The organism is Kosakonia sp. (assembly GCF_032052965.1).
In the GTDB taxonomy this organism is placed as follows: domain Bacteria; phylum Pseudomonadota; class Gammaproteobacteria; order Enterobacterales; family Enterobacteriaceae; genus Kosakonia.
On record NZ_DAMBVN010000003.1, the window covers coordinates 296,669 to 323,557 of the forward strand.

At 56.0% G+C, this 26,889-nt stretch carries 25 protein-coding genes; 8 read left to right on the forward strand and 17 right to left on the reverse strand.

Going from position 1 to position 26,889, the window contains the following annotated elements; genetic code table 11:
* Positions 1 to 46 precede the first annotated feature (46 nt).
* Together nrdB and yfaE are read left to right on the forward strand one after the other, a co-directional pair.
* Positions 47 to 1,177, forward strand: a complete 1,131-nt coding sequence (gene nrdB / locus RTX30_RS06465; protein ID WP_312688017.1) for a class Ia ribonucleoside-diphosphate reductase subunit beta — start codon at positions 47 to 49, stop codon at positions 1,175 to 1,177.
* Positions 1,177 to 1,431 carry a class I ribonucleotide reductase maintenance protein YfaE gene (gene yfaE, locus RTX30_RS06470; RefSeq protein WP_312688021.1) on the forward strand — a complete coding sequence of 85 codons (255 nt, stop codon included), beginning with the start codon at positions 1,177 to 1,179 and terminating at the stop codon, positions 1,429 to 1,431. The genes nrdB and yfaE overlap by 1 nt, the downstream gene beginning before the upstream one ends.
* An 87-nt stretch (positions 1,432 to 1,518) precedes the next feature.
* Here yfaE and glpQ read toward each other — a convergent pair whose 3' ends face one another.
* Both glpQ and glpT read right to left on the reverse strand, forming a co-directional pair.
* Positions 1,519 to 2,586: a glycerophosphodiester phosphodiesterase gene (gene glpQ / locus RTX30_RS06475; protein ID WP_312688024.1), complete on the reverse strand. Its 1,068-nt coding sequence runs from the start codon at positions 2,584 to 2,586 to the stop codon at positions 1,519 to 1,521.
* A gap of 12 nt (positions 2,587 to 2,598) precedes the next feature.
* Entirely contained in the window at positions 2,599 to 3,951 is a 1,353-nt protein-coding gene (gene glpT / locus RTX30_RS06480) for a glycerol-3-phosphate transporter (RefSeq protein WP_312688026.1), read from the reverse strand.
* Positions 3,952 to 4,226: 275 nt separating this feature from the next.
* Between glpT and glpA the strand changes: the two genes are divergently transcribed.
* Genes glpA through glpC form a run of 3 tightly spaced genes read left to right on the forward strand, consistent with a single transcriptional unit; the run spans position 4,227 to position 8,282 of the window.
* Positions 4,227 to 5,849: an anaerobic glycerol-3-phosphate dehydrogenase subunit A gene (glpA, locus tag RTX30_RS06485; RefSeq protein ID WP_312688028.1), complete on the forward strand. Its 1,623-nt coding sequence runs from the start codon at positions 4,227 to 4,229 to the stop codon at positions 5,847 to 5,849.
* Complete coding sequence (gene glpB / locus RTX30_RS06490; protein WP_312688031.1) at positions 5,839 to 7,095, forward strand: glycerol-3-phosphate dehydrogenase subunit GlpB; 1,257 nt, start codon at positions 5,839 to 5,841, stop codon at positions 7,093 to 7,095. Before glpA ends, glpB begins: the two co-directional genes overlap by 11 nt.
* Positions 7,092 to 8,282 (forward strand): anaerobic glycerol-3-phosphate dehydrogenase subunit GlpC, encoded by a 1,191-nt coding sequence (gene glpC / locus RTX30_RS06495; protein WP_312688034.1) that lies wholly within the window; start codon positions 7,092 to 7,094, stop codon positions 8,280 to 8,282. The genes glpB and glpC overlap by 4 nt, the downstream gene beginning before the upstream one ends.
* Positions 8,283 to 8,322: 40 nt before the next feature.
* Here glpC and RTX30_RS06500 read toward each other — a convergent pair whose 3' ends face one another.
* On the reverse strand, positions 8,323 to 9,522 hold the full coding sequence (locus tag RTX30_RS06500; protein ID WP_312688228.1) for a nicotinamide mononucleotide deamidase-related protein YfaY: 1,200 nt from the start codon (positions 9,520 to 9,522) through the stop codon (positions 8,323 to 8,325).
* 95 nt (positions 9,523 to 9,617) lie between these two features.
* Positions 9,618 to 10,160, reverse strand: a complete 543-nt coding sequence (locus tag RTX30_RS06505) for a YfaZ family outer membrane protein (RefSeq protein ID WP_312688035.1) — start codon at positions 10,158 to 10,160, stop codon at positions 9,618 to 9,620.
* Positions 10,161 to 10,332: 172 nt separating this feature from the next.
* Here RTX30_RS06505 and nudI point away from each other — a divergent pair, with 172 nt between their 5' ends.
* Positions 10,333 to 10,758 carry a nucleoside triphosphatase NudI gene (gene nudI / locus RTX30_RS06510; protein WP_312688038.1) on the forward strand — a complete coding sequence of 142 codons (426 nt, stop codon included), beginning with the start codon at positions 10,333 to 10,335 and terminating at the stop codon, positions 10,756 to 10,758.
* 113 nt (positions 10,759 to 10,871) lie between these two features.
* Here the strand turns inward: nudI and menE are convergent, their stop codons facing one another.
* From menE to RTX30_RS06550, 8 genes are all read right to left on the reverse strand, one after another.
* Positions 10,872 to 12,239 (reverse strand): o-succinylbenzoate--CoA ligase, encoded by a 1,368-nt coding sequence (menE, locus tag RTX30_RS06515; protein ID WP_312688041.1) that lies wholly within the window; start codon positions 12,237 to 12,239, stop codon positions 10,872 to 10,874.
* Positions 12,236 to 13,201, reverse strand: coding sequence for an o-succinylbenzoate synthase (menC, locus tag RTX30_RS06520; RefSeq protein WP_312688044.1), 966 nt, complete (start codon positions 13,199 to 13,201; stop codon positions 12,236 to 12,238). Before menC ends, menE begins: the two co-directional genes overlap by 4 nt.
* Positions 13,201 to 14,058, reverse strand: a complete 858-nt coding sequence (menB, locus tag RTX30_RS06525; protein WP_312688046.1) for a 1,4-dihydroxy-2-naphthoyl-CoA synthase — start codon at positions 14,056 to 14,058, stop codon at positions 13,201 to 13,203. Before menB ends, menC begins: the two co-directional genes overlap by 1 nt.
* Positions 14,055 to 14,831, reverse strand: coding sequence for a 2-succinyl-6-hydroxy-2,4-cyclohexadiene-1-carboxylate synthase (gene menH, locus RTX30_RS06530; protein ID WP_312688048.1), 777 nt, complete (start codon positions 14,829 to 14,831; stop codon positions 14,055 to 14,057). Before menH ends, menB begins: the two co-directional genes overlap by 4 nt.
* Positions 14,828 to 16,498, reverse strand: coding sequence for a 2-succinyl-5-enolpyruvyl-6-hydroxy-3-cyclohexene-1-carboxylic-acid synthase (gene menD, locus RTX30_RS06535; protein ID WP_312688051.1), 1,671 nt, complete (start codon positions 16,496 to 16,498; stop codon positions 14,828 to 14,830). The genes menH and menD overlap by 4 nt, the downstream gene beginning before the upstream one ends.
* A 71-nt stretch (positions 16,499 to 16,569) precedes the next feature.
* Positions 16,570 to 17,865, reverse strand: a complete 1,296-nt coding sequence (gene menF / locus RTX30_RS06540; protein ID WP_312688054.1) for an isochorismate synthase MenF — start codon at positions 17,863 to 17,865, stop codon at positions 16,570 to 16,572.
* 87 nt (positions 17,866 to 17,952) lie between these two features.
* Complete coding sequence (gene elaB / locus RTX30_RS06545) at positions 17,953 to 18,258, reverse strand: stress response protein ElaB (RefSeq protein WP_312688057.1); 306 nt, start codon at positions 18,256 to 18,258, stop codon at positions 17,953 to 17,955.
* 57 nt (positions 18,259 to 18,315) lie between these two features.
* Positions 18,316 to 18,777 (reverse strand): GNAT family N-acetyltransferase, encoded by a 462-nt coding sequence (locus tag RTX30_RS06550; protein ID WP_312688059.1) that lies wholly within the window; start codon positions 18,775 to 18,777, stop codon positions 18,316 to 18,318.
* Between the two features lie 73 nt (positions 18,778 to 18,850).
* Here RTX30_RS06550 and rnz point away from each other — a divergent pair, with 73 nt between their 5' ends.
* Complete coding sequence (gene rnz / locus RTX30_RS06555) at positions 18,851 to 19,768, forward strand: ribonuclease Z (RefSeq protein ID WP_312688062.1); 918 nt, start codon at positions 18,851 to 18,853, stop codon at positions 19,766 to 19,768.
* Between the two features lie 77 nt (positions 19,769 to 19,845).
* Positions 19,846 to 20,871, forward strand: a complete 1,026-nt coding sequence (locus tag RTX30_RS06560; protein ID WP_312688231.1) for a chemotaxis protein — start codon at positions 19,846 to 19,848, stop codon at positions 20,869 to 20,871.
* Positions 20,872 to 21,066: 195 nt separating this feature from the next.
* Here RTX30_RS06560 and nuoN read toward each other — a convergent pair whose 3' ends face one another.
* The 5 genes from nuoN to nuoJ form a co-directional block, all read right to left on the reverse strand.
* The gene (gene nuoN / locus RTX30_RS06565; RefSeq protein ID WP_312688064.1) at positions 21,067 to 22,524 is read right to left on the reverse strand and encodes an NADH-quinone oxidoreductase subunit NuoN; all 1,458 of its coding nucleotides are present in this window, start codon (positions 22,522 to 22,524) and stop codon (positions 21,067 to 21,069) included.
* A 6-nt stretch (positions 22,525 to 22,530) separates the two neighbouring features.
* Positions 22,531 to 24,060, reverse strand: coding sequence for an NADH-quinone oxidoreductase subunit M (gene nuoM / locus RTX30_RS06570; protein WP_312688067.1), 1,530 nt, complete (start codon positions 24,058 to 24,060; stop codon positions 22,531 to 22,533).
* A gap of 128 nt (positions 24,061 to 24,188) precedes the next feature.
* Positions 24,189 to 26,030 carry an NADH-quinone oxidoreductase subunit L gene (nuoL, locus tag RTX30_RS06575; RefSeq protein ID WP_312688070.1) on the reverse strand — a complete coding sequence of 614 codons (1,842 nt, stop codon included), beginning with the start codon at positions 26,028 to 26,030 and terminating at the stop codon, positions 24,189 to 24,191.
* A complete protein-coding gene (gene nuoK / locus RTX30_RS06580; protein ID WP_002463445.1) occupies positions 26,027 to 26,329 on the reverse strand; it encodes an NADH-quinone oxidoreductase subunit NuoK in 303 nt (100 codons plus the stop codon). The genes nuoL and nuoK overlap by 4 nt, the downstream gene beginning before the upstream one ends.
* On the reverse strand, positions 26,326 to 26,880 hold the full coding sequence (nuoJ, locus tag RTX30_RS06585; protein WP_312688073.1) for an NADH-quinone oxidoreductase subunit J: 555 nt from the start codon (positions 26,878 to 26,880) through the stop codon (positions 26,326 to 26,328). The genes nuoK and nuoJ overlap by 4 nt, the downstream gene beginning before the upstream one ends.
* Between the last annotated feature and the right edge of the window lie 9 nt (positions 26,881 to 26,889).

Below are 26,889 nucleotides of genomic sequence, written 5' to 3' on the forward strand. Positions count from 1 at the left end.
GCGGGGAAACCCGCCCTTTTCTTTCGCAAGACAGGACTCACATTCAATGGCATACACCACTTTTTCACAGACGAAAAACAATCAGCTGCTGGAACCGATGTTCTTTGGCCAGCCGGTTAACGTGGCGCGCTACGATCAGCAAAAATATGACATCTTCGAAAAGCTGATTGAAAAGCAACTCTCCTTCTTCTGGCGTCCGGAAGAAGTTGACGTTTCCCGCGATCGCATCGACTTCCAGGCGCTGCCGGAACACGAAAAACACATTTTTATCAGCAACCTGAAGTACCAGACGCTGCTGGACTCCATTCAGGGCCGCAGCCCGAACGTCGCGCTGCTGCCGCTGATTTCGATTCCGGAACTGGAAACCTGGGTTGAGACGTGGGCCTTCTCTGAGACGATCCACTCCCGCTCCTACACCCACATCATCCGTAATATCGTTAACGATCCGGCGGTGGTGTTTGACGATATCGTGACCAACGAGCAGATCCTCAAACGCGCGGAAGGTATTTCGCACTTCTATGATGATCTGATCGAAATGACCAGCTACTGGCATCTGCTGGGCGAAGGCACCCACAGCGTGAACGGCAAAACCATCACCGTAAGCCTGCGCGAGCTGAAGAAGAAACTCTACCTGTGCCTGATGAGTGTCAATGCGCTGGAAGCGATTCGCTTCTATGTCAGCTTTGCCTGCTCCTTCGCTTTCGCCGAGCGCGAACTGATGGAGGGAAATGCCAAAATCATTCGCCTGATTGCGCGTGATGAGGCCCTGCATCTCACCGGGACGCAGCATATGCTCAACCTGCTGCGCTCTGGCGTGGACGATCCGGAAATGGCAGAGATTGCTGAAGAGTGTAAACAGGAGTGTTATGACCTGTTTGTGCAGGCGGCACTGCAGGAAAAAGAGTGGGCGGAATACCTGTTCCAGGGCGGTTCGATGATCGGCCTGAACAAAGATATTCTTTGCCAGTACGTGGAGTACATCACCAATATCCGCATGCAGGCCGTCGGCCTGGATTTACCCTTCCAGACGCGTTCAAATCCGATCCCGTGGATCAACACCTGGCTGGTGTCCGATAACGTGCAGGTCGCGCCGCAGGAAGTGGAAGTCAGTTCTTACCTGGTCGGTCAGATTGACTCTGAAGTGGATACCGACGATCTGAGCAACTTCCAGCTCTGATGAGCCGCATAACGCTACGTCTTTCCGGCACTGAGGTGCTGTGCCGGGATGAACACCCTTCCCTGCTGGTGGCGCTGGAGTCACAGCAGGTAGAAGTTGAATATCAGTGCCGCGAAGGTTACTGCGGTTCCTGTCGCTGCCGTCTGGTAACAGGCCAGGTAGACTGGATCGCCGAACCGCTTGCCTTTATCAACGAAGGGGAAATTTTGCCCTGCTGCTGCCGGGCAAAAGGCGACATCGAAATCGAGATGTAAATCGGGTCAGCACAAACCTGCCGGTCAATGCTGCGCGGCAGGCCTGCACAGAGACAACGTAAAAAGGCCTTTTCAGGCCTTTTTTATTTATGGTTGCCGGTGAAGAAACTGCACGGCTTTATCCGGGAAATCGGTAAACAATCCATCGACGCCCGCCTGGTTGTACAACACCTGATAAAGCTGATCCACATTTTGGGTGTAATCGGGGAGCTTATCCGCCCGCACGGTAAACGGATGCACCTGAAGATGGCTGGCATGCGCCTCTTTGACCATTGCCGTCAGCTTAACGTGCCCGACCGTGGAGCCCTCCGCCACCAGCATAGGGTAGTCCGGTCCGATGCCATCCGCATATTGCGCAATCTGTTTCATCGCACCGGGTTTAAACATCCAGTCGTAGCTGTAGTTTACCCATTTACCGTCCGGCTGCTGTTCCTGCGTTTCATTCCAGTCGGTATAAGCAATTAACTGCACCAGATTGAGATCCATCCCCATCTCCGGCTCCAGCGTGTGCTTAATACGCTTCAGTTCATTTGCGTCAAAGCATTGCAGATAGACCTTGTCATCCTTGCGGGTGTAGCCGTACTTCTTCAGCACTTCCAGCGTTTTCCTCGCAATGTCTTTGCCTTCCTGATGATGGAACCATGGCGCTTTAATTTCCGGATAGATACCTATGTTTTTACCGGTCGAGTGATTCAACCCCTGTACAAATTCGATCTCTTCTTCAAAAGTATGAATACGAAAATCGGATTTGCCCATCGGGAAGCGCCCCGGAAAAACCTGCACTTTTTTGCCGTTTTCCAGTTCAAACCCCTCGGTGAATTTCAGCGAGCGGATCTCGTCCAGCGTAAAATCAATGGCGTAGTAACGGCCATCTTTACGGGCACGATCCGGAAAACGCGTGGCTACATCGGTGACGCGATCGAGGTAGTGATCATGTAACACTACCAGGTGATCGTCTTTGGTCATCACCAGATCCTGCTCGAGATAATCCGCACCCTGCGCATAGGCCATCGCTTTTGCCGGTAGCGTATGTTCCGGTAAGTAACCGCTGGCTCCACGGTGCGCGATAACAATTTTTTCTGCGGCCGGCGCCTGGCTGGCAAACAGACCGGCCAGCAGCAGGCCGGTGGAAAGACGGGTAAATGTCGTTTTCATCTCAGCTTCCTGTTATGAGCGACGCGCAAGCAGCTCGGCGTGATGGCGCTTCTCGCCAATCATCACCACAATCAGCAACAATACCGCCAGAATGCTACCGCCAATCATCACCATAAAGCCGCCATCCCAGCCGAAGTAATCGACGGTATAGCCAACAATGGCGCTGGCCGCGACCGAACCGCCAAGGTAACCAAACAGACCCGTAAAGCCTGCTGCTGTCCCCGCCGCTTTTTTCGGCGCCAGCTCCAGCGCATGCAAACCGATCAGCATCACCGGGCCATAAATCAGGAAACCAATAACAATCATACAGATCATATCGAGGGTCGGATTTCCCGGCGGGTTAAGCCAGTAAACGATTGTCGCAATGGTCACCAGGGTCATAAAGAACACCCCGGTGGCACCTCGATTCCCCCGGAAGACCTTATCTGACATCCAGCCGCAGATCAGCGTGCCGGGAATACCTGCATATTCATAAAAGAAGTACGCCCAGGAGGATTTATCCAGCGCGAAATGCTTCACTTCTTTCAGGTAGGTTGGCGACCAGTCGAGGATGCCGTAACGCAGCAGATAGACAAACACATTGGCTACCGCGATATACCACAGCAGCTTGTTAGGCAGGATGTACTGCATGAAGATCTGCTTTGCTGTCAGTTCCTGTTCGTGCGTTTCGGTATAATCATCCGGGTAGTCATTCTTGTATTCTTCAATCGGCGGCAAACCGCAAGACTGCGGCGTATCGCGCATTAATGCGAAGGCAAAAATCGCAACCACAATCGCGGCAAAGGCAGGCATATATAGCGCGGCATGCCAGTCGTTGAACCATGCCATACCCAGCAGGAACAACAGGGGCGGCACACCGCCGCCGACGTTATGCGCGCAGTTCCATACCGACACAATCCCACCGCGCTCTTTCTGCGACCACCAGTGCACCATGGTGCGCCCGCACGGCGGCCAGCCCATCCCCTGGAACCAGCCGCACAAGAAAAGCAGCACAAACATCACCATAATGCTCGACGTCGCCCAGGGCACAAACCCCATAAACAACATCACCGCGGCCGCCAGAATCAGCCCGGCAGGCAGAAACACGCGTGGGTTCGAGCGGTCAGAAACAGAACCCATAATAAATTTGGAAAAACCATAAGCAATGGAAATACCGGACAAGGCAAAGCCTAAATCCCCGCGTGAAAACCCCTGCTCAACCAGATACGGCATGGCCAGCGCAAAGTTTTTACGCACCAGGTAATAGGCTGCGTAGCCGAAGAAAATCCCCAGAAATATCTGCCAGCGTAAACGACGGTAGGTCGTATCGATCTGCTCTGCCGGCAGACGCGACTGATGGGGGGCGGGTTTAAAAATACTCAACATAGCGGCCTCCATGGCGCAATGAACTCATGATGCCTGTCATCAATGAGTGAAAACGAACATAACAGGAGTTAGTCGTCGCGAATTGTATTGAAAGTTTTATTCAGAGAGGGTGAGTTGTCGCACATAATGTTACAGAAATATGACAAAAGTCTAAAAACACGCATGAAAGCGCGTTTCACTTTCGTTTTTTGTTCGAATATGCGCGATATCAAACAAACCACAGCAAGAGTGTGGCTAAATGGTCGTTAAAGAACGTCGAACAAAAGGACGCGACCATGCGCAATTCCAGTGACTACGATGTGATCATAATTGGTGGCGGCGCGACGGGGGCCGGTATCGCTCGTGACTGTGCCCTGCGTGGCCTACGTGCCGTGCTGCTTGAACGCCATGACATTGCGACCGGCGCAACGGGCCGTAACCACGGTCTGCTGCACAGCGGCGCGCGTTACGCCGTGACCGACAACGAGTCGGCGCGCGAATGTATCGCTGAGAACCACATCCTCAAACGCATCGCCCGCCATTGTATCGAGCCGACCGACGGCTTGTTTATTACCCTGCCTGAAGATGACTTAGCGTGGCAGCGCCAGTTTATTGATGCCTGTCAGCTGGCCGGCATTCCGGCACAGGCCATTTCACCGCAGGAGGCCCGGCGCATAGAACCGAGCGTCAATCCGGCACTGACAGGCGCAGTGCGCGTTCCGGATGGCACTGTCGATCCGTTCCGCCTGACAGCAAGCAATATGCTGGATGCACGCGAACATGGCGCAACTATCCTGACCGGCCACGAAGTCTGCGGGTTGCTACGCCATGGTGACACGGTGAGCGGCGTACACATTCGTCATGCCGCCAGCGGCGAGACACAAACACTGCATGCGCCAGTGGTGGTAAATGCCGCCGGGATCTGGGGCCAGCGCATTGCCGAATACGCCGATTTGCGTATTCGCATGTTCCCGGCAAAAGGCGCGCTATTAATTCTCGATCACCGCATTAACCAACATGTAATCAACCGCTGCCGCAAACCCGCCGATGCTGACATTCTGGTGCCAGGCGATACCATATCGCTGATTGGTACCACGTCGACCCATATTGATTACAACGATATTGATAACGTTCGCGTTACGCCAGAAGAGGTCGACATTCTGTTGCGCGAAGGCGAAAAACTGGCACCAGTGATGGGACAGACGCGAATTTTGCGCGCCTATGCCGGGGTACGCCCGCTGGTGGCCAGCGATGACGACCCGAGCGGACGCAATGTCAGCCGGGGAATTGTGCTGCTGGATCATGCCGCCCGCGACGGGCTGGAAGGCTTTATCACTATCACTGGCGGCAAACTGATGACCTACCGCTTGATGGCAGAATGGGCAACCGACGCGGTCTGCCGCAAACTAAATCATACTCGCGCCTGCACCACCGCCAGTGCTCCGCTGCCTGGCTCCAAAGACCCCGCCGAACAGGCACTGCGCAAAATTATCTCTCTGCCTACGCCGTTGCGCGGTTCTGCCGTGTACCGCCACGGCGATCGCACCCCGGTCTGGCTCGGTACGACCCGGCATAACCGCAGCCTGGTCTGCGAGTGCGAGGCGGTCACTGCGGGCGAAGTGCAATACGCGGTAGAAAACCTCAATGTACATTCACTGCTCGACTTACGTCGCCGCACCCGCGTCGGCATGGGCACCTGTCAGGGGGAACTGTGTGCCTGCCGTGCCGCCGGGCTGTTGAACCGCCTGCATGTGACCACGGAGCGCGAATCCCTGACACAACTGGCCGATTTTCTTAACGAGCGCTGGAAAGGTGTCAAACCTGTCGCCTGGGGCGATGCACTGCGCGAAAGCGAATTTACCCGTTGGGTTTATCAGGGATTGTGCGGTCTGGAGAAGGAAACAGAAGATGAGATTTGATACGGTCATTATCGGCGGCGGGCTTGCCGGGCTACTGTGCGGGATCCGTCTGAGCGAAAGCGGGCAACGCTGCGCGATTGTCAGCCGCGGCCAAAGCGCGCTGGGCTTCTCCTCAGGTTCTCTCGATCTGCTCTCGCACCTGCCAGACGGTCAACCGGTGAGCGATGTCGCTGCCGCCATCACACAGCTGGAGCAGCACTTCACCGCACACCCCTATGCGCTGCTGGGGGCAAATCGCGTGCTGAATTATGCCCGCCAGGCGCAAACACTGCTGGCAGACTGTGGCCTGCGACTGCAGGGCGATGCGGAGACGCCCCATCAGCGCGTGACGCCGCTGGGGACGTTTCGCCGGGCCTGGCTCAGCCCACAAGAGGTGCCGTTAAAACCCGAAACGACACTGCGCACAGGTGTGGTCGGCATCAGCGGTTTTCTTGATTTCCAGCCGCAACTGGCTGCCGCGACGCTGCGCAAACGGGGTATTGATGCCCATGCTGAAGAGATTGAACTGCCTGCGCTCGACACCCTGCGTGATAACCCCAGCGAGTTTCGGGCCGCGAACATTGCCCGTCAACTGGACACAGCAGAGCACTACACCGCGCTATACCAGGCGTTACGCCCGCTCAGCGAGCAGTATCAGGCGCTCTGGCTGCCCGCCTGTTTTGGCCTGATGGATAGCATCGTATTTGATCGACTGAATCAGCAACTGGCTTGCCCCCTGCGTCTACTGCCCACCCTGCCGCCGTCGGTACCCGGCCTGCGTATGCAGCACCTATTACAACAACGTTTTGTCCAGAGCGGTGGCAGCTGGATGCCCGGTGATGAGGTGATCCGTGCCGATATCAGCGGGGATCAGGTAACGCAACTGTGGACGCGCAAGCACGAAGATATCCCGCTGCGCGCACGCCATATCGTGCTCGCCAGCGGCAGTTTCTTCAGTAATGGCCTGATTGCCAGCCGTGACCGGGTACGCGAAGCGGTGTTTGATCTGGACGTTTTGCAAAGTGACAACCGCAGCGACTGGTATGGCGATGATGTATTTGCCTGCCAGCCGTGGCATCAGTTTGGTGTTCAGACCAACGCCCGGCTTAATGGGTTACGTCATGGCCGTGCGTTAAGCAATTTATACGTCATTGGATCGGTATTAGGTGGGTTCGATCCCATCACCCAGGGGTGTGGCGGCGGCGTTTGCGCGGTAACCGCGCTGCATGCGGCACAGCAGATTACCGATCAGGGAGGCGAACAATGAGCTCGACTCAGTTTGAAAGCTGCATCAAATGTACCGTCTGCACAACCGTCTGCCCGGTCAGCCGGGTGAATCCGGCTTATCCTGGCCCGAAACAGGCCGGTCCGGATGGCGAGCGGCTACGCCTGAAAGACGCAGCGTTATATGACGAGGCGCTTAAATATTGTACCAACTGCAAACGCTGCGAAACGGCGTGCCCGTCCGGGGTAAAAATTGGCGATATCATTCAGCGCGCACGAGCACAGTATGCAGAGAAACCGCTGTCGGTGCGTAATGCGATCCTCAGCCATACCGATCTGATGGGCTCACTTTCTACGCCGCTGGCGCCACTGGTGAATACCGCGACGGCGCTGAAACCGGTGCGGCAGTTACTCGACAAAGCCCTGAAAATTGATCACCACCGCACTCTGCCGAAATATTCTCACGGCACCTTCCGCCGCTGGTATCGCAGCGTTGCCGGGCAACAGCGCGCATTTCCCCAGCAGGTGGCGTTTTTTCACGGCTGCTACGTGAATTACAACCATCCGCAACTGGGCAAAGATCTACTACGAGTGCTGAATAATATGGGCATTGGAGTACAACTGCTAGAGCGGGAAAAATGCTGCGGGGTTCCGCTGATCGCCAACGGCTTTTTTAGTAAGGCCAAAAAGCAGGCACAATTCAACGTCAAGTCACTGGAACAGGCGATTGGCTCAGAAGGTTTGCCAGTGATTGCCACCTCGTCAACCTGTGCATTTACCCTTCGCGATGAGTATCCGCATTTGCTGGATGTTGATAACAGCCATCTGCGGTCGCATATCGACCTGGCGACACGCTGGATCTGGCGCATGCTGGATGAAGGGCGCACGCTCAGCCTGAAAGAGACACCGTTGAAAGTGGTCTATCACACCCCCTGCCATATGGAAAAAATGGGCTGGACACACTACACGCTGGAGCTGTTACGCCGTATCCCCGGTCTGGAGCTGACCGTGCTGGATTCACGCTGCTGCGGCATTGCCGGAACTTACGGTTTTAAGAGCGAGAATTACCCGACTTCCCAGGCGATTGGCGCGCCGCTATTTGCGCAAATCGAAGCCAGCGGCGCAGATCTGGTAGTAACGGATTGTGAAACCTGCAAATGGCAAATTGAGATGTCCACCAGCAAACGTTGCGAACACCCGATTACGCTATTAGCGCAGGCATTAATTTGACGTACTGAGATCCGCCGGGCGGACGCCCGGCGTAATAGGGTTACTCAACTGACAGGGTTTCCACCACATTGATCCAGCCGTGATCGCTGGTAATGTCTTTCCCTTCAAGCCAGCGGCGCAGGATATTGAGCGCCATCATCGCGCAGACTTCCTGGCGCACCGCCAGCGCATGGCGATTGGTGCTGAATTTTACCCGTAACGCACGGGTACCTTGCGGCGTGGCCAGCGCAAAATTCAGGTGATCGTCCTCAAGGCCCGTCACCGTCAGCGCCAGCCCGGCAAGGTGCCGGTTACGCAACTCGGTGGTCCAGCGCGCACTTTGCGCCAGCGCTTCAGACTGTGAGGGCAGCACTTCACTCGCCAACAGCGGCGCACCGGCGCGCGAAAGCTGTAACGCCACCAGACCGCCGGTGAATTGCTCGCTCAGCGTGAGGCTCAACTGGCGCTCGCGCAGACGCGCGGCAAGCACCGCTGGCAAACCGACAGTCCCTTCAAAAATCAGGCTTTCACCGGCGACGCGCTGCACTTCCGGCCATAGCGCTTCCATTGCAGCGCGCTGCTCTGCCGGGCCAGTCAGCTTCAATTCAATGATTGGCATTGAGGAGCGATAACCCATCACCACGCCCGGAGGCAACTGCAGGTGCGCCAGGCTCTGGGCCAGATCGCTTTCAGAGCGGCCAAAGGTGGTCAGGCGCAGGCATACCGGCGGCTGCGGCAGCGTAAAACGTGCACGCAAACGTGGCAGGATCTCCTGCTCAACCATCACTTTGAATTCCGACGGTACGCCGGGGGTGAAAAACATCAGACAGCGGTTAAGTTGTAGCGCAAAACCGCAGGCGGTCCCGACTGGATTATCAACCAGTTCGGCGCTGGCGGGGATCTCAGCCTGTTTGCGATTGCTCGGTGCCATCACCCGGCCACGCTCGCTGAAAAAGCGCTCCATCTGTGCCAGCCACGCTTCATGCAGCACCAGACTTTCGCCCTTCGCAGTTGCTGCCGCCAGTGCGCTCAGATCATCGCTGGTCGGCCCCAGACCACCATTCACAATCAGCACATCCGCATGCTCGCTGCGTTCACGCAGAATACGGACTAAATCGTCGAGGTTATCACCCACCGTGTTCCGGCGCGTTAATGGCAATCCCTGATTAAAGAAAAAATCTGCCAGCCAGGCTGCGTTGGTGTCCACAATCTGCCCATGCAACACTTCATCGCCGGTAGACAACATCTCTACGTTTAACATCATCAACTCCTGTAATAGAGGTTGAGACACTATAACGCATACGCAGATGAAAAGAGGAAAGAAACTGGCGCGGTCGAACGCCGCGCCGGGAGAAATTAGAAGCTTGCGCTCACGCCAACATAGGGGCCGTCGGCAACCACGTTATCGCGATGCCCTTCTTTACCCGTCATGTCGATATAGCGGTAGCCTGCTTCAACAGTCAGCGGGCGCATAATGGTGTAACGCGCGCCTGCATTGGCTTCCTGATAATCTTTTACGCCGCTGGAGAGCGAATCCGGCGAGTAGTAGTATTCGCCAAAGATGCTGAAGCTGCTGGCAATGTGCCACTGCAGACCGCCACCGACCGCGAGAGCATAACCTTCGCTGCCGACATCCGGATTCAGGTAGACCGCTTTACCGCCAACGGTGGCGAGAAATGGCCCCAGCGGCAGGTTGTAACCCAGCCCCAGACCGGCAATATCACCATCATCTTCGCTATGCGCCCAGTTACCACTTACGGCAATCCCACTGGTTTCGGTACCAAAACCAAAGCCCAGGTTGGTGTAATCTTTCCCCACCTGACCGCTCAGACTGACGGCCTGCGCTCCGGCTGAGGCCAGCAACAGGCTGGCTAAACTCAATACAGCAATTTTTTTCATTTCTGATTTTCCGCACATAACGGGCCAATGCCCAAAAGCCCCTGATTGTACGCTTATTTTTATGCAAGAAGAATGAATAAAAGACGCGAATAATATACCTGTCATCAATTAATCCACGCGCCACGAGTGATATAACATTCGTTCGGCTATTCACTATTTTAAGGAAAAGAAGATGCGACAACGGACCATCGTTTGCCCGCTAATTCAGAACGACGGGGCTTATCTGCTCTGTAAGATGGCCAACGATCGGGGTGTTTTTCCTGGTCAATGGGCTTTGTCCGGCGGCGGCGTGGAACCCGGCGAGCGTATTGAAGAGGCACTGCGACGCGAAATCCGCGAAGAGTTAGGTGATAAATTGCAGTTGAGCGCTATCACCCCATGGACGTTTCGTGACGATATTCGCGTGAAGACTTATGCCGATGGTACACATGAGCAAATCTATATGATTTACCTGATATTTGATTGCATCAGCGTCAACCGTGACATCGCGATTAATGAGGAGTTTGACGAGTACGCATGGGTCAGGCCGGCCGACCTGCATCGGTACGATTTGAACGAAGCCACCCGCCAGACGCTGAAAATGAAAGGCTTACTGTAACCTCGGATCAGAGGCCAGTTTCAGCGGCTGGCCTGTTTGAACATTGCCGGGAAGTCCTGGTAAGCGCCAGCACCGTACCGGGTCGATGCCGTAATATCATCCGTGATAAATAATCACACCTTCAGCCAGGCATTGACCCACTGCTGCAACGCACGGCGGGAAATCTTGATGCCGCCGTTTTTCAGTTCTGCTGGTAACACGAGCCAGTGCAAAGGATGCTGAAAACGGGCCAGCTTATCGGCGATCCAGCTGGGGAATAGCGAAATATCGGCGCCCTCTTCGCACTCCAGTACCGCCACCGGTCGCTGCCCGAACTCGGCATCATCTACCGGCACCACAAACACCTGGCGCACCTGAGAATGCGTGGCGATAACCCGCTCCACCTCTTCTGGCTGAATACCTTCGCCACCGCTAAAGAAGAGGTTATCCAGCCGACCGCGAACGGCCAGCCGACCTGCATCCAGCGATCCGCGATCGCGTGTGGCAAACCAACCTTCGCTGTTTACCAGCGGCACGAGTTCGCCATTGCGCCAGTAACCTGCGGCCATGCTGGCACCACGCAGCCATACCTCTTCATTGACAATTTTCACCTCCCGACCGGGCAAGGCATACCCCACATCTGCAGCACCATCGGCTTCTTTGGCACACACTGTCGAGGCAAATTCCGTCAGGCCATAACCGCACCAGCAACGAATACCGCGCTGGCGCGCCTGCTGCGTCAGCGCTACCGGAATCGCCGCGCCGCCAAGCAACACCGCTTTCAGCGCGATCGGCACATCACCGTTCAGCAAACGCCACAACTGCGTTGGCACCAGCGAGGCATGTGTGCAGCCCGCCAGCGCCTGCTCCAGCGGCTGTTTCTCACGCACGGTTATGCGCGCGCCAGCCAGTAACCAGCGCCACAGTATTCCCTGCCCGGAAACATGAAACAGCGGCAGCGAGAGCAACCAGTCATCCTCCCCGGTAAACGGGATCAGCGACAGTACACCTTGCGCGCTGGCGAGGTGCGCAGCGCCGGTGTGGACCGCCGCTTTCGGTAAGCCGGTGGAGCCGGATGTGAGCGTCATCGATACCAGCCGCTGCGGTTGCCAGGTAACGGCGTAGGTGCCGGCGACACCCTCCTGTCGCAGTGCCGTTAGCGTGCTGACGGTGTTTTGCCCGTCAGGCTCAAGCGCAAAGCGAAGCGTCAACTGTGGTAAAAGTGCATTCAGTAACGCCGCAGGCAGTTGCGGATTGACGGGTAAAATGCGCGCGCCACATTGCAATAATGCCAGCCACGTCAGTAAAGTTTGCGGATGATTACGGGCGCGCAGCATGACGCCATCGCCCTCACTGACTCCCTGTCGGGCAAAGCCTGCCGCCAGCGCATCCACCCGTTCACACAGCTCGCGCCAGTTCAGGGTTTGTTCATCAAGACGGATTGCTGCCTGGTCACCGCGCAGAGTACGCCAGTGTCGCCAGGGCCAGTCAGTAAACATCATAGTAAAGGTTCCAGCACATCGGTTTGCAGACAAGGAAGATCGCTGTCCGGCCAGCGGCGAATCAGTTGCGCTTTCATTAAATGCAGGGTGTCGAGTCCTGGCACGGTGCCCGGCGTTAACCAGGCGGCGATGCGCGCCAGTTGGGTGAGCCCCAGGCTCGACTCAATCGAAGAGCTGATTACCACTGTCAGCCCCAGCGCTTTAGCTGCGGCGACCTGCTGCTGCACGTGCTGCAAACTGCCGGTCAGCATCGGTTTGATTACCACCGCGCCCACGCCTTCCTGCGCTTCAAAGCGGAAATCCGCATCACGCAGGCTTTCATCCCAGGCAATGGTGATCCCCGTTTCTCGGGCAAAGGCGAGCGAGTCCTCGCGAGACCTACAAGGCTCTTCGATAAACGCGATGCGCGATCGATGCTGAGGATGAACGTACTTCGCAAACTGCTGCGCTTTTAGCGGCGTCCAGGCGCGGTTGGCATCCAGACGCAACTGTAAATCTGTTATCGACTCCAGCAGCAGATTAACCACCATGCCATCGCGCACAGCTTCATATAACCCGACTTTCACTTTTGCCAGCTTGTCACCCGGCAGCGCAGCAAGCGCGGCAAACAGCTCATCCGGATCGCCTGCACACAACATGGCTGCGCGGTAGTCGGCCTGCTGCGGCAGTTCATTCTGCAGCTCAGCCAACGCACAGCTCAGGCCAAACGCAGCTGAGGGTGGCGCTGGCAGCGCCAGCTCCTGACCTTCGCGCCAGGCCCGCGCCCACGCGACCACGAGGGGCTGCACATCGTCCAGCGTCTCCGGGCTAAAACCCGGCAACGGGGAAACCTCCCCCCAGCCGTGGCGCTCGCCGTCCTGCAAATGGACGAACAGACCGTCGCGGGTTTTCAGCCGCCGATCGCGCAATACCACGCCCGCGTCGAGGGGGATTTGCCAGCGGTAAACCTGCGCCTGCCGCATTATGGATTCCGTTTGAATTTGCTGAAGTCAGGCTGGCGTTTCTGGTTGAACGCGTTACGGCCTTCCTGACCCTCTTCCGTCATGTAGAACAGCATGGTGGCATTGCCCGCCAGTTCTTGCAGACCAGCCTGACCATCACAGTCGGCATTCAGTGCCGCTTTCAGACAGCGCAGCGCCATCGGGCTGTTTTGCAGCATTTCGCGGCACCAGCGGACAGTCTCTTTCTCCAGTTCCTGAACCGGCACCACGGTATTGACCAGCCCCATATCCAGCGCCTGTTGCGCATCGTACTGGCGGCACAGGAACCAGATTTCCCGTGCTTTTTTCTGGCCAACGATGCGCGCCATATAAGACGCACCCCAGCCACCATCGAAAGAACCGACTTTTGGACCGGTTTGGCCGAAAATCGCGTTTTCTGCCGCAATGGTCAGGTCACACATCATATGCAGCACGTGACCACCGCCAATCGAGTAACCCGCCACCATGGCGACCACCGGTTTCGGACAGGTGCGGATCTGACGCTGGAAATCCAGCACATTAAGATGATGCACACCGGTATCATCCTGGTAACCGCCGTAATCGCCGCGGACTTTCTGGTCGCCGCCCGCGCAGAAGGCTTTTTCCCCTTCGCCGGTCAGAATGATCACCCCGACGTTATCGTCGTAGCGTGCATCAGAGAGCGCATCGATCATCTCTTTCACGGTCAACGGGCGGAAGGCGTTGCGCACCTGCGGACGGTTAATGGTGATTTTGGCGATCCCATCGGCGGATTTATGGTAACGAATATCGGTGTAGCCTTCGGAACAGTCACGCCATTCAACCGGCGCGTAAAGCATGCTTTCTTCTGGATAGATCATAGTGTGTCCTTTATCTCAAGACGCAGAATTCGCGCCAGGGCAGTGGCAACGCCGACGGGGTTTTCCCGGTGCGCGTTGTGCCCGGCGGCAGGAATGGCGTGACAGTGGCGCGAGACTTGCGTCGCCAGCGCAGCAAATTTACTGTCGTATTCACCGTATAAATAATGAACAGGAAATGAAACCGCACGCAGTGCGGCACGAAGATCCGGTTGACGCGCCAGCGACGTGGCTTCCAGCATAGCGGCGAGCGTTGCGCCGTTATTCTGACTGCGCAACGCCACCAGGGCTGCGCGTTGTGTTTCGCTGAGCGAAGCAAAAACCGGCTGGCGATACCAGGCATCAAAAACCTCAGCCAGCGATTGCTGGCGAAAACGTGTCGCCCACTCTCTGTCGGCAGCTTCTCGCGCATTGCGGGCAGCAGACTCTGCCAGGCCTGGATGCCCCCCCTCCACCACCAGTCCCTGTAAACCGGTCGGCTGCTGGCAGGCGTGAAACATCGCTACGCGAGCGCCAAGCGAGTAACCCACCAGCCAGTACTCCGCAATGCCGTAGTGCTTCAGCGTGGCCAGAAGCAACGCATCCATGTCCGCAAATGCAGAAATGGCAATGCCCGCCGAGCCGCCATGGCCGGGGAGATCAAGGTACAACCGGGGAAACTCCGCCAGCGTCTGCCCCACCTCTTGCCATTCGCAGAGATCGCCGGAAAAACCGTGCAAAAATACCAGCCACGGCTGTAGACGACGGCCCGCACAGCGTTGACCCTTTAAAATCACAGCTTGCTTACCTGCGCTAAAAGGTTCTGTAAGGTCTGCGCGCCGTCAGTGCTATTCACCACCAGTTCGATCACCGTGGTTTCGGCCTTACTCCAGGCACCAGACAGCGCCTCATTCAGCTGCTCCCAGTTATCCGGGCAGTGGTAGCTCAGGCCGAACATCGCCGCTGCGTGTTCAAAATGCACATGCTGCGGCATCAGATAAAAGTGTTCGCGCTCAGCAGGCGGCGTGGGCAACAGCGAAAAAATCTGCCCGCCATTATTATTCACCACCAGCAACACAAACGGTGCGGACACCTGACGCAGCAGCGATAACGCGTTCAAATCGTACAGCGCAGAGAGATCGCCAACGATCGCCAGCGTTGGGCGGGCACTGGCACGCTGCACCCCAGCAGCCGTCGAGAGCAGGCCATCAATGCCGCTCGCGCCACGGTTGCTGTACACCGGGTAGCCTACAGGCAATTGCCCGAGCGCATCCACCAGACGAACCACCAGACTGTTACCGAGGAAAACCTGCCCCTGCTGCGGCAGAAAATCAGCAATGCGGTGGGCCAGTTGCGCCTCACCGAATGTATCGCGCAGTTCGCTGACGCGGGCCCATGCCTGAGCGGAAAGTTGCGGGATTGCACTATACCAGGGGGCGCGCGGCTCCGCCGGATGCTGTTCCAGCCATGCAGAAACATTGGCAACCAGGCGGCGGCCACGATGATGAGCGGGATCGAGCCGGCCCGGCAGGCTGTCAATCAGCCAGTATTCTTGCGGCTCGCACGTCGCCTGCCACTGCAACAGGCGCTTGCCGGTGAGACTGCTGCCAAACTGCACGACAATTTGCGCCTGCTGCAGTTCAGTGACGGCCTGGGCGTTGCCCAGCCACAGGTCGGCGCACGGCAAGGGTTGCCCGGTTTGTGAAAGCGCGTCGCCAATCAGCGGCCAGCCAAGGGTTTTCGCCCACTCCGCCAGTTGCCGACCTTCCGCCGCGCTCATGCGCCCGGCAACGACAACACCGCGTTTTTGCCGCCAGAAAAACCAGTCGCGCTGTGTTTCGAAACCCTGAGCTTGTGGTGCGTACAACCAGGGTTTCGTATCCTGCCACCAGTCTCCCAGCGCCTGCTGCCATTGCAGACCGGTATCATCCATTTCGCCGTATAAGGGTTCTGCAAACGGGCAATTGATATGCACCGCGCCACTGTGTAATGACCCCAACACATTATCAATCGCAGACACCAGCCAGCGTGCCGGAATATCCTGCGAGGGACGCGGCAGCGACAGCGATTCGCCAGGGTGAGAGGCAAACATACCAGGTTGGCGAATCGCCTGATTGGCCCCGCAGTCGATCAGTTCCGGCGGGCGATCGGCAGTCAACAGGATCAGTTTTTCGCCGGTAAGTCCGGCCTCAATCACAGCCGGATAAAGGTTGGCCACCGCCGTACCGGAAGTGACAATGATCGCCACTGGCTGCTTGCTGACTTTTGCCAGCCCCAGCGCCAGATGGCCTAACCCGCGCTCATCAAAATGGGTGTGATGAATAAACGCGCGGTTATCCGCCGCAGCCAGGGTTAAGGGAGTGGAACGGGAGCCTGGAGCAATGCACACATGCCTGACGCCATGGCGAGTGAGGGCTTCGAGGATCACCGTCGCCCAGCGTCGGTTAAATGAACTTATCGACATGAGTTTGTCCGGTATCAATATTGCGACTCAGTATAAATAATCGAAAACTGCGGGTTTTTGATATGGGTCGGTTATGTGTGCGTAAGTAATAATAATGATCGCAAACCTGCCGCTTTATTTTCGATTTCCTGCCACTCCTGTTCAGCATCAGAGCCCGGCACAATTCCCGCTCCGGCGTAAAGGCGTACCGTTGCATCATTGATTCTCGCCGAGCGCAACGCCACGCAGAACTCGCTTTGCTCACGGGACAGGTATCCCGCTGAGCCGGCATACCACTCCCGGGTGAAAGGTTCGAACTGTTGAATAAACGCCCAGGCGTCGCGTCGTGGCAAGCCGGCAACGGCTGCCGTAGGTTGTAGCAGCGTCAGGCAAAGCGCATCGTCAGGGGTCTGTAAATCGGTCCAGATGCAGCGACGCAAATGTTGCACCTTACGGAGCCGGACAACCTGCGGAGGCAGCACATCCAGCGCACCGGTTTGCCGTTGCAAACGCTGGCAGATATCCTCCACGACCAGCATATTTTCCCGCTGGTTTTTATCATCATTCATCAGCCACTCGGCGAGACGCTGAGCCTGCTGGTCATCTTCATGGTTGGCTACCGTGCCCGCCAGCGCTTCAGTGCGCAATGCGTTGCCACGGCGACGCCACAACCGCTCCGGCGAGGAGCCGAGAAACGCATTCTGCGCATTGAAGGCGTACATAAAATGAAAACAGTCGTGATTCAGACGGCGGCTGGCAGCCATCAGTGCTGCAGGATGCACCGGCGCGGCAAAGTAATAATCGGTGGCTCGGGCAAGCACGACTTTGTCCAGCTCTGCGCTATTGAGCGTGCGTAGCGCCTGCGCGATAAGCTCGCGCCACCCTTGCCGATCGGGAAAATGCTGCTGTTGCAGGCAGGTTTGCTCCACTGCCGCCAGCGGTTTTGCCGCCACCAGCGTCTCAAGAAACGCCTTTGCGTTGACGGCATCGTCCGATAAGGCACTGTCGCTGAAAAGATAGAGGCGCAGCGTCGCACGCCCGCCCTCGCGTCGCCACTCCAGACGCGGTAAGAACAGTGCGCCTTGCTGCGGGTTAAACGCGTTCAGCCCCCAAATGCGGATAGCGCCAGGATGTTGCTGAAGAAATTGCTGGGCAAGCGGCAATGAAGAGAACGGGCATAGCGCGCCAAGAGCGGCGGCTTCATCATCGCCGTTACGCTGTTGCCAGTAAAATTGAGGGAACACCGGCTGACTGGCAAGCCATGCCAGCGGGTCGAAAGCATCATTTAACGGGAAAGGGACATCAAAAAAACGCAAGCCGGGCGAAGCAGGAAGATCGTCGGCCAGCTGGCTGCGCAACGCGTCCAGCGCGGAGGAAATGGAATTCATGCGAACCCCTCCCTGTTAAAAAACACATAGTATACAAGGTACTTAGCGCAATAACAGTACCCCTTTCCAGGGAGGGGATGTGAGGCGTTAGCGGCGGGCTAACAGCAGACCAAGAACCAGGCCTACCGCAGCACCCGCGCCAATACCTTGCCACGGTTTTTCATGCACATAATCATCGGCACGGTAGACCGCTTTTTTGGCGCGATAATAGTAAGTGTCGGAAGCACTGCTTACACGGTTTTTCACCTCATGTAGCGCCTGTTCGGCACGGGCTTTCAGTTCAATATATTTCTGATCAGCAGGGTCGCCTGAGGAGCGGAGCACTTCTTCCAGCGTTTCGCTCAGCAGGGTCAGGTCGTCATCAATGTGTGAATCATAAGAATGATATGACATCTCTTTTCTCCATGTTATGCACCTGTTTGCCCGCTAACTATAGACAATAGCTGCCGGTTACGCCTGATGCGCCTCGCGCGCCATGCCGATATGGGGAATGCCATCCTCGTCGTAGACATCGGTCACGGGCAGGAAACCAAAATGGCGGTAAAACGGTTGCAGATGCGCCTGCGCACCCAGATATAGCGCGTGCTGCGGCCAGTTTTCTTCACAAGAGCGTACCGCACGTTCCATCAGTTGATGGCCCAGTTTTTCGCCCCGTACCTGCGCACTGACAATCACTCGCCCAATCACCACCGGTGACAAATCATCGTCACTTTTCAGAATCCTCGCATACGCCACCAGTTGGTCATCCTTCCAGCCAAGGATGTGGCGGTTTTCGCCAATCAGGTCGTCGCCGTCAATATCCAGATAGGGGCAGGTCTGTTCAACAACAAACACTTCGCAGCGCAGTTTCAATAGCGCGTACAGTTCGGCAACGGTTAATTCACTGTGGTGAAGGTCCTGCCAGCGGATCATATTTCTTCTCCTGATTTATCCTGACCTCGTTATACTAAATTTTTTGATAATCAGGCAAAGGACCGGGTCGATTGTGGAACTGATTTTTCTGGGAACATCTGCTGGCGTACCGACGCGTGCACGTAATGTCACATCGCTGCTGCTTAATTTACAGCACCCCACCCGTGCCGGTCTGTGGATGTTTGACTGTGGCGAAGGAACACAGCATCAAATGCTGCGCAGCCCCTTTCACCCCGGCAAGCTGGATAAGATTTTTATTACCCATTTACATGGCGACCATTTGTTTGGCCTGCCAGGCCTGCTGTGCAGCCGCTCCATGGCGGGCAATGTGCAGCCGTTGGAGATTTATGGCCCGAAGGGCATCCGCGAATATGTGGAAACTGCTTTACGCCTGAGTGGTTCATGGACTGATTATCCACTCATCATCGAAGAGGTTACCGCCGGGCTGGTCGTTGATGACGGTCTGCGCAAAGTGACCGCCTTGCCGCTGAATCATCCGGTGGAATGCTACGGTTACCGTATCGAAGAACACGACAAACCCGGTGCGTTAAACGCGGCGGCGCTGGCAGCACAAGGTATTGCCCCTGGGCCGATGTTCCAGCAGCTCAAAGCTGGGTTAACCGTCACGCTGGATGACGGCCGAACAATCAACGGTGCGGATTACCTTGCGCCAGCAGAAGCCGGTAAAAAGCTGGCGATATTTGGTGATACCGCCCCCTGTGCGGCCTCACTGGCTCTGGCCCAGGGAGTGAACCTGCTGGTGCATAAAGCCACGCTTGAAGCAGCGATGGAAGAGAAAGCCAACAGCCGGGGTCACAGCTCGACACGCCAGGCGGCAAGCCTCGCAGCCGAAGCCGGGGCAAAGCGTCTGGTCATTACGCATATCAGTTCACGCTATGATGAGGAGAGCTGTATGGGATTGCTGGCGGAATGCCGCACAATATTTGCGCAAACGACCCTGGCAGAAGATTTTATGACTGTTCGCGTATGATGTGATATTGCGCACTCCATTTTTCTCTTTAGGTGCCGATAACAGTTTACACGCAGGCATTTCCTATTGAGGGCATGATGGATAATTTCCAGAAAGACATCGATGACAGGGCGAATCTTACTCTGTCGAACCGGTTTGAGCTGTTACTGTTTCGCCTTGGCACATCGTTAGATGCCACTAAATCTGAGCTGTTTGGCATTAACGTATTTAAATTGCGCGAAATCGTTCCAATGCCCACCTTTACACGTCCTGCTGGCATGAAGCCGCCATTGATGGGCATGGTCAACATCCGCGATCAGGTGATCCCGGTGATTGACCTTGCTGCGGTGGCGGGTTGTAAGCCGGCAAGTGGCCTCAATATTTTGCTGATCACCGAATATGCCCGTAGCGTGCAGGCATTTGCGGTGGAGTCGGTGGAAAATATTATTCGCCTGGACTGGAAACAGGTGCACACCGCCGAAAAAGCGATTAATGGTCGCTATATCACCAGTATTGCCTGCCTGGATGAAGATAAGGATACCAACAACCTCGCGATGGTGCTGGATGTTGAGCAGATCCTGTATGACATTGTGCCTGCGGATCATGACGTACATGGTGATCATGTACCGGATAAGAAATTCAACCTTAAGGAAGGTTCGGTTGCTATCGTTGCAGAGGACTCCAAAGTGGCGCGCGCCATGCTGGAAAAAGGCCTCAATGCGATGAAAATCCCGAATGCGATGCACATTACCGGTAAAGACGCCTGGGAAAAAATTCAGGTTATCGCACAGCAGGCTGAAGCCGAAGGCGTTCCGGTTAGCGATAAGATCTCAATGGTGTTGACTGACCTTGAGATGCCGGAAATGGATGGCTTTACCTTAACACGCCTGATCAAAACCGATCCGCGTTTGAAAAACATTCCGGTTGTGATCCACTCGTCGCTTTCCGGTAGCGCGAACGAAGATCATGTGCGTAAAGTGCAGGCAGACGGCTACGTGGCGAAATTCGAGATCAATGAGCTCTCTTCCGTTATTCAGGAAGTGCTTGATCGTGCAGCTAACAATATTCGCGGCCCGCTGATCAGCCACCATCAGGTAAGCGCCACACCGCTACTGGCCAAGTAATTGTTACCCGTGTTACGCCCAAAACCCGGCTCTGCAGCCGGGTTTTTTTTTGCCTGTCACGGCATCTTTTCCTGCGATGAGAGCCGTTATTTACAGCAAGCCACGGTAAATCATTCTCCCTCTCCTGCTGGTGTTTTAGAGGCAAAAAAACCGCCGGGTGTTAACACCGACGGTTTTGCAATGCGCGAAATGCGATTACATCATCGGCATGGCCATTTGCACAATGCTAATCAGCGGCTGCGGGTAGATACCCAGCAGCAGCACCAGCAGAGCAGAGATGAGAACCACAATCCCGCCTGCGCTGTAAGCCCAGTCAGACGGTGCATCGCGGTTCAGTTGCTGCGGCGCAGACAGGTAAAGGCTCACCGCTACACGCAGGTAATAGTACAAACCAATCGCTGAACCCAATACTACCGCACCAGTCAGCCACCACAGGTGAGCCTGTACGCCCAGCGCCAGAATGTAAAACTTACCGATAAAGCCCAGCGTCATCGGAATACCAGCCAGCGACAGCATCATGACCGTCATGACAGCCGACAGGATTGGACGGTGCCAGAACAGGCCGCGATAGGAGTAAAGCGACTCGGCATCCGGTCCGCGGTACGGGCTGGACATCAGACTGACCACGCCAAATGCGCCAAGGCTGCTGAACAGATAACCCGCCAGATACACACCCACGGTTTCCATCGACATCTGACCGCTTTGCAGCGCAATCAACGCCACCAGCAAGTAGCCAAGATGCGAGATCGAGGAGTAACCGAGCAGACGTTTGATATTGGTCTGGCTCAACGCCATCAGGTTACCGAAAATAATCGATGCAAAAGCGATAAGGCCCAATACGACGCGAACAGCTTCACTGTTACCAACCGGCGCATACAGGAACAGGCGCATTACCACACCAAAGATAGCAATCTTGCTGGCGGTGGCCAGGAAGGTCGAAACCGGCGCAGGTGCACCCTGATAAACGTCCGGCGTCCACAAATGGAACGGCACCAGCGACAATTTAAAGCCAAGGCCAACAATCATCAGGCCCAGACCGGTAAGCAGTAACGGCTCATGCAGCATGTTTTCGGCAAGGCTTTTACCAATCGCAGCAAAGGCCAGGTTACCGGTCTGTGCATACACCAGTGCAATACCGAACAGCAGGAAGGAAGACGCTGCCGCAGAGAGAATGGTGTATTTGATACTGGCTTCCAGCGAGCGTTTCTGGCGGAAGGCATAACCGACCAGCCCGAACAGCGGCAGGGAAATGAGCTCAATGCCAAGGAACAGCGATGCCATGTGGTTCGCATTTGCCAGCAGAATACCGCCCATGGCAGCAATCAGCACCAGCAAATAGAACTCTTCTTTGTTGTCGCTATAGCCTTCCAGCCATGGGTAGGCAAAAGTGCAGGTGGCGAGACTCGCCAGCAGCACCAGCCCGGTATAGAGCATGGCGTAGCCATCAACCCGCATCAGCGGGGTGACATCCATCGCCCCCGCCTGGCCGACGAACCACAAAGAGAGTAGCGCGACGTTGAGACCGATGACCGACAGCGTGGCATTCAAAAAATGGTTGCGTCGCCACGCAATGGAGAGCATCACAACCACCACCGTCAATCCGACGATCAGCAGCGGCAGCAGCGCAATCAGGTGTTGTGGAGTTATTGTCATGGCGATTTACGGCCTTGTAGTAGTAACGGAATTAACAAACCACTGCTGGATATTGCCCATCGCAGCGTGCGATGTATCCAGAATCGGCTGCGGATAGAAGCCGAGCAGTACCAGAAGCACGACCAGGATCAGGATCATAGACAGTTCGCGCAGCGACAGTCCCGGCAGTTCTTCACTGGCCAGCGCGCTCTTCGCTTTACCGAAGTAAGCGCGGTGCAGCATTGCCAGTGAATAGACAGAAGCGAAGACCAGGCCGAAGGTCGAAATCACCGTGATCATCGGAACAACCTGATAGCTACCGAAAAGGATCATGAACTCGCCAACGAAGTTACCGGTACCCGGCATACCCAGCGTGGCGACGGCGAAGAACATTGACAGAGCCGGTAGCCATTTAATCTTGCTCCACAACCCGCCCATCATACGCATATCGCGGGTATGCAGGCGCTCATACAGCTGACCACAAAGGATAAACAGACCGGCCGCAGAGAGACCGTGAGCGATCATCTGGATCACTGCCCCCTGGTAAGCCAGCTGGCTGCCTGTGTAGATGGCAATCAGCACAAAGCCCATGTGGGAAACGGAGGTATAGGCAATCAGACGTTTGATATCAGTCTGAGTAAAGGCCATCCACGCGCCGTAGAAGATACCAATTACACCAAGCCACATGGCAATAGGTGCGAACTCCGCAGACGCATTCGGGAACAGCGGCAGCGAAAAGCGCAGCAGACCGTAGGCCGCAGTTTTCAACAAGATCCCCGCCAGGTCAACAGAACCGGCTGTCGGTGCCTGTGAGTGCGCATCCGGCAACCAACCGTGTAGCGGCACCACCGGCATTTTCACCGCAAATGCGATAAAGAAACCGAGCATCAGCAGATATTCGACGTTGTCGGACATCGGTGTCTTCAGCAGATCTTCGTAGTTGAAAGTCCACACGCCAGTGGCGTTGTAGTGCACCAGCACCAGCGCCAGGATAGCAATCAACATCACCAAACCGCTGGCTTGGGTATAAATGAAGAACTTGGTCGCAGCGGTAATACGCGTCTTCCCGTCAGAGGCTTTATGGCCCCACAGTGCGATCAGGAAGTACATCGGCACCAGCATCATTTCCCAGAAGAAGAAGAACAGGAACATGTCGATGGCAAGGAACACGCCGATAACGCCGCCCAGGATCCACATCAGGTTGAGGTGGAAGAACCCCTGGTATTTTTCGATTTCTCGCCATGAGCAGAGCACCGCCAGCACCCCGAGGAAACCGGTCAGCACTACCATCAGTAGCGACAAACCGTCCAGCGCAAGGTGGATACTGATGCCGAAGCGCGGGATCCATTCATGTTTGTACGTTTCCTGCCAGTGCGGGAAGTTAGCGGGTTGCGTCAGAGAATAGCCGCCCTGCAGCCACAGCTGCAGAGAAAGCGCCAGCGTCAGTCCCATGGTGATCAGCGCGATCCAGCGCGGCACCTTCACGCCGAAGCGTTCGGTCTGCCAGCACAAGAATCCGCCAATAAAGGGGATGAGTATTAGCCAGGGTAATAACATGGCGGTGTATGTCCCTTATATTAATTCCTGTTCAGGCTATCGTGCTCGCCAGCCTGATTATCAGGAATACTTACCTAAAATATGTTTTCATCGGAGGCGGCGTTCACCGCCTCACAAATCACACAAACTCAACGCAATACCATCAACAGTGCCAGCACCACAACGGCGCCGATGCTCATTGAGGCCACATACCAGCGCAGGTATCCGTTCTCGCTAAACAGCAGACCTTTGCCTGCAAAGCGGGACAGAATCGCCGGGATGTTCATCAATGCGTTCAGCGGGTCACTCTTCAGCAGCCAGGCAATACCGAGGTACGGCTTGACGAATACGCGATCGTACAGCCAGTCGAAGCCCCAGGCATTGAACCACCAGGTACCGAAGAAACGGCCTGCTGCGCTGTTGGCAACAGCGGTGACCAGCGTGCGTTTACCCAGCCACAGCCAGGCCGCCAGCAGGATACCGATGATCGCTACCGCGCCAGACGCCACTTCCAGCATTACCACACTGCTGTGTGCCAGCTCGGTGGTATCCGGCAGAACGCCTTTCAGCGGCGGCACAATCATTGCGCCAACAAACGTCGAGAGCACCAGCAGCACGATCAGCGGCAGATGGTGGGTGATCCCCTTCCCTGCGTGAGCGTGAATTTGTTCTTTTCCGTGGAAGACAATGAAAATCAAACGGAAGGTATAGAGCGATGTCATAAACGCACCGACCAGACCCGCGATCATCAGATTGATGTGCCCGTTCGCCACCGCACCTGCAAGGATCTCATCCTTACTGAAGAAGCCTGCAGTCAACATCGGCAGTGCGGACAGCGCCGCGCCACCCACCAGGAAGCAAGCGTAGACCAGCGGAATCGACTTACGCAGGCCACCCATTTTGAAAATATTCTGCTCATGGTGGCAGGCAAGAATCACCGACCCCGACGACAGGAACAGCAATGCTTTAAAGAACGCATGCGTCATCAGGTGGAAAATCGCCGCGTCCCAGGCCTGTACGCCAAGGGCAAGGAACATGTAACCAATCTGGCTCATGGTTGAGTAGGCCAGCACGCGTTTGATATCGGTCTGCACCAGCGCGGCAAAACCTGCCATCAACAACGTCACCGCACCGACAATTCCCACCAGATGCAGGACTTCCGGCGTCATCAGGAACAGGCCATGAGTACGGGCAATCAGATAAACACCCGCAGTGACCATGGTTGCCGCGTGAATCAGTGCAGAAACCGGCGTCGGACCGGCCATCGCATCTGCAAGCCATGTTTGCAACGGCAGTTGCGCGGACTTACCAACCGCACCACCCAGCAGCATCAGCGTTGCCCAGGTGAGCATCGTGTTGCCGTTGGCAAAGTGCTGCGGCGCGAGTTCAACCATTTCGCGGAAGTTCAACGTACCCAGCTCGCTATAAAGAATGAACAGCGCGAAAGCCAAAAAGACATCACCCACACGGGTTACGACAAAGGCTTTCATTGCTGCAGCGCCATTCTTCGGATCGGTGTAATAAAAACCAATCAGCAGATAAGAGCACAGACCCACGCCTTCCCAACCGAGGTACATCAGCAACAGGTTATCGCCCAGCACCAGCACCACCATGCTCGCGATAAACAGGTTGGTATACGCAAAGAAACGGGAGTACCCCTCTTCGCCGCGCATATACCAGGAGGCGAACATGTGGATCAGGAAGCCAACACCCGTCACCACCGACAGCATGGTCAGCGACAGACCATCCAGCACCAGATTGAAACCAATATTGAAATCGCCGACCGCCATCCAGGTCCACAGCGGCTTAACAAACGGTTGCTGGCCCTGGTTGAAGAAATCTACGCCTGCGATTGCCGTTACCAGCGCCGCCAGGCCAATGGAACCGACGCCCACTGTGGCAGAGAGGTTCTCTGACCAGCGACCACGAGAGAAGGCCAGTAAGACATAGCCAATTAAAGGGAAAATAATGGTTAAGGCGAGCATGTTCATCCACGCATCTCACTTACTGAATCGATATTCAGATTCTGGCGGCGACGATGGAGTTGCAGCAGCAACGCCAGGCCAATGCTCGCTTCCGCAGCCGCAAGGCTAATCGCGAGGATATACATCACCTGACCGTCGGTCTGGCCCCAATAGCTGCCTGCGACCACAAAGGCCAGCGCGGCGGCGTTAATCATGATTTCCAGCCCAATCAGCATAAACAGCAAATTACGACGGATAACCAACCCGGTTAAACCTAAAACAAACAAAATCGCCGCGAGGATCAGTCCATGTTGTAAGGGGATCATGCGCGCTCCTCCGTTTTTCTTTTCGCACGGTCGTCGGAGCGGTTGCTCAGCACTTCGCCCATGCGGTCTTCACGCCCTACGTGGAAGGCAACAACCAGCCCCGCAAGCAGGAGCATAGAAGCCAGTTCAACCGCCAGTACATACGGCCCAAACAAGGTGATACCGACCTCTTTAGCATTGATCGCCGTACCGTCGATACCCTGATCATTGACGCCAAGAATGGCGTAAATCATCACCACCAGCAGAACTGCAGAGAGCAGCGCCGGGCCAACCCAGATTTGTGGCGAGAGCCAGTTACGCTCCTGTTCAACCACGCTATTACCCAGGTTGAGCATCATCACAACGAAAACGAACAGCACCATGATGGCCCCGGCATAGACGATGATCTCCAGCGCCCCGGCAAAATACGCGCCAAGCGAGAAGAAGACCCCGGCAATAGCCAGCAGGGAGACAATCAGATACAGCAAGGCGTGCACCGGGTTGGTATGCGTAATCACGCGAACCGTCGTCAGGATGGCGACCAGGCCACAGATATAAAAAGCGAACTCCATTGCCCCTCT

Excerpts from the sequence above, each read along its gene's own strand:
- nrdB (WP_312688017.1), top strand. The coding sequence starts at position 47 with ATGGCATACACCACTTTTTCACAGACGAAAAACAATCAGCTGCTGGAA.
- yfaE (WP_312688021.1), top strand. The coding sequence starts at position 1,177 with ATGAGCCGCATAACGCTACGTCTTTCCGGCACTGAGGTGCTGTGCCGG.
- glpQ (WP_312688024.1), bottom strand. The coding sequence starts at position 2,586 with ATGAAAACGACATTTACCCGTCTTTCCACCGGCCTGCTGCTGGCCGGT.
- glpT (WP_312688026.1), bottom strand. The coding sequence starts at position 3,951 with ATGTTGAGTATTTTTAAACCCGCCCCCCATCAGTCGCGTCTGCCGGCA.
- glpA (WP_312688028.1), top strand. The coding sequence starts at position 4,227 with ATGCGCAATTCCAGTGACTACGATGTGATCATAATTGGTGGCGGCGCG.
- glpB (WP_312688031.1), top strand. The coding sequence starts at position 5,839 with ATGAGATTTGATACGGTCATTATCGGCGGCGGGCTTGCCGGGCTACTG.
- glpC (WP_312688034.1), top strand. The coding sequence starts at position 7,092 with ATGAGCTCGACTCAGTTTGAAAGCTGCATCAAATGTACCGTCTGCACA.
- RTX30_RS06500 (WP_312688228.1), bottom strand. The coding sequence starts at position 9,522 with ATGTTAAACGTAGAGATGTTGTCTACCGGCGATGAAGTGTTGCATGGG.
- RTX30_RS06505 (WP_312688035.1), bottom strand. The coding sequence starts at position 10,160 with ATGAAAAAAATTGCTGTATTGAGTTTAGCCAGCCTGTTGCTGGCCTCA.
- nudI (WP_312688038.1), top strand. The coding sequence starts at position 10,333 with ATGCGACAACGGACCATCGTTTGCCCGCTAATTCAGAACGACGGGGCT.
- menE (WP_312688041.1), bottom strand. The coding sequence starts at position 12,239 with ATGATGTTTACTGACTGGCCCTGGCGACACTGGCGTACTCTGCGCGGT.
- menC (WP_312688044.1), bottom strand. The coding sequence starts at position 13,201 with ATGCGGCAGGCGCAGGTTTACCGCTGGCAAATCCCCCTCGACGCGGGC.
- menB (WP_312688046.1), bottom strand. The coding sequence starts at position 14,058 with ATGATCTATCCAGAAGAAAGCATGCTTTACGCGCCGGTTGAATGGCGT.
- menD (WP_312688051.1), bottom strand. The coding sequence starts at position 16,498 with ATGTCGATAAGTTCATTTAACCGACGCTGGGCGACGGTGATCCTCGAA.
- menF (WP_312688054.1), bottom strand. The coding sequence starts at position 17,865 with ATGAATTCCATTTCCTCCGCGCTGGACGCGTTGCGCAGCCAGCTGGCC.
- elaB (WP_312688057.1), bottom strand. The coding sequence starts at position 18,258 with ATGTCATATCATTCTTATGATTCACACATTGATGACGACCTGACCCTG.
- RTX30_RS06550 (WP_312688059.1), bottom strand. The coding sequence starts at position 18,777 with ATGATCCGCTGGCAGGACCTTCACCACAGTGAATTAACCGTTGCCGAA.
- RTX30_RS06560 (WP_312688231.1), top strand. The coding sequence starts at position 19,846 with ATGGATAATTTCCAGAAAGACATCGATGACAGGGCGAATCTTACTCTG.
- nuoN (WP_312688064.1), bottom strand. The coding sequence starts at position 22,524 with ATGACAATAACTCCACAACACCTGATTGCGCTGCTGCCGCTGCTGATC.
- nuoM (WP_312688067.1), bottom strand. The coding sequence starts at position 24,060 with ATGTTATTACCCTGGCTAATACTCATCCCCTTTATTGGCGGATTCTTG.
- nuoL (WP_312688070.1), bottom strand. The coding sequence starts at position 26,030 with ATGAACATGCTCGCCTTAACCATTATTTTCCCTTTAATTGGCTATGTC.
- nuoK (WP_002463445.1), bottom strand. The coding sequence starts at position 26,329 with ATGATCCCCTTACAACATGGACTGATCCTCGCGGCGATTTTGTTTGTT.
- nuoJ (WP_312688073.1), bottom strand. The coding sequence starts at position 26,880 with ATGGAGTTCGCTTTTTATATCTGTGGCCTGGTCGCCATCCTGACGACG.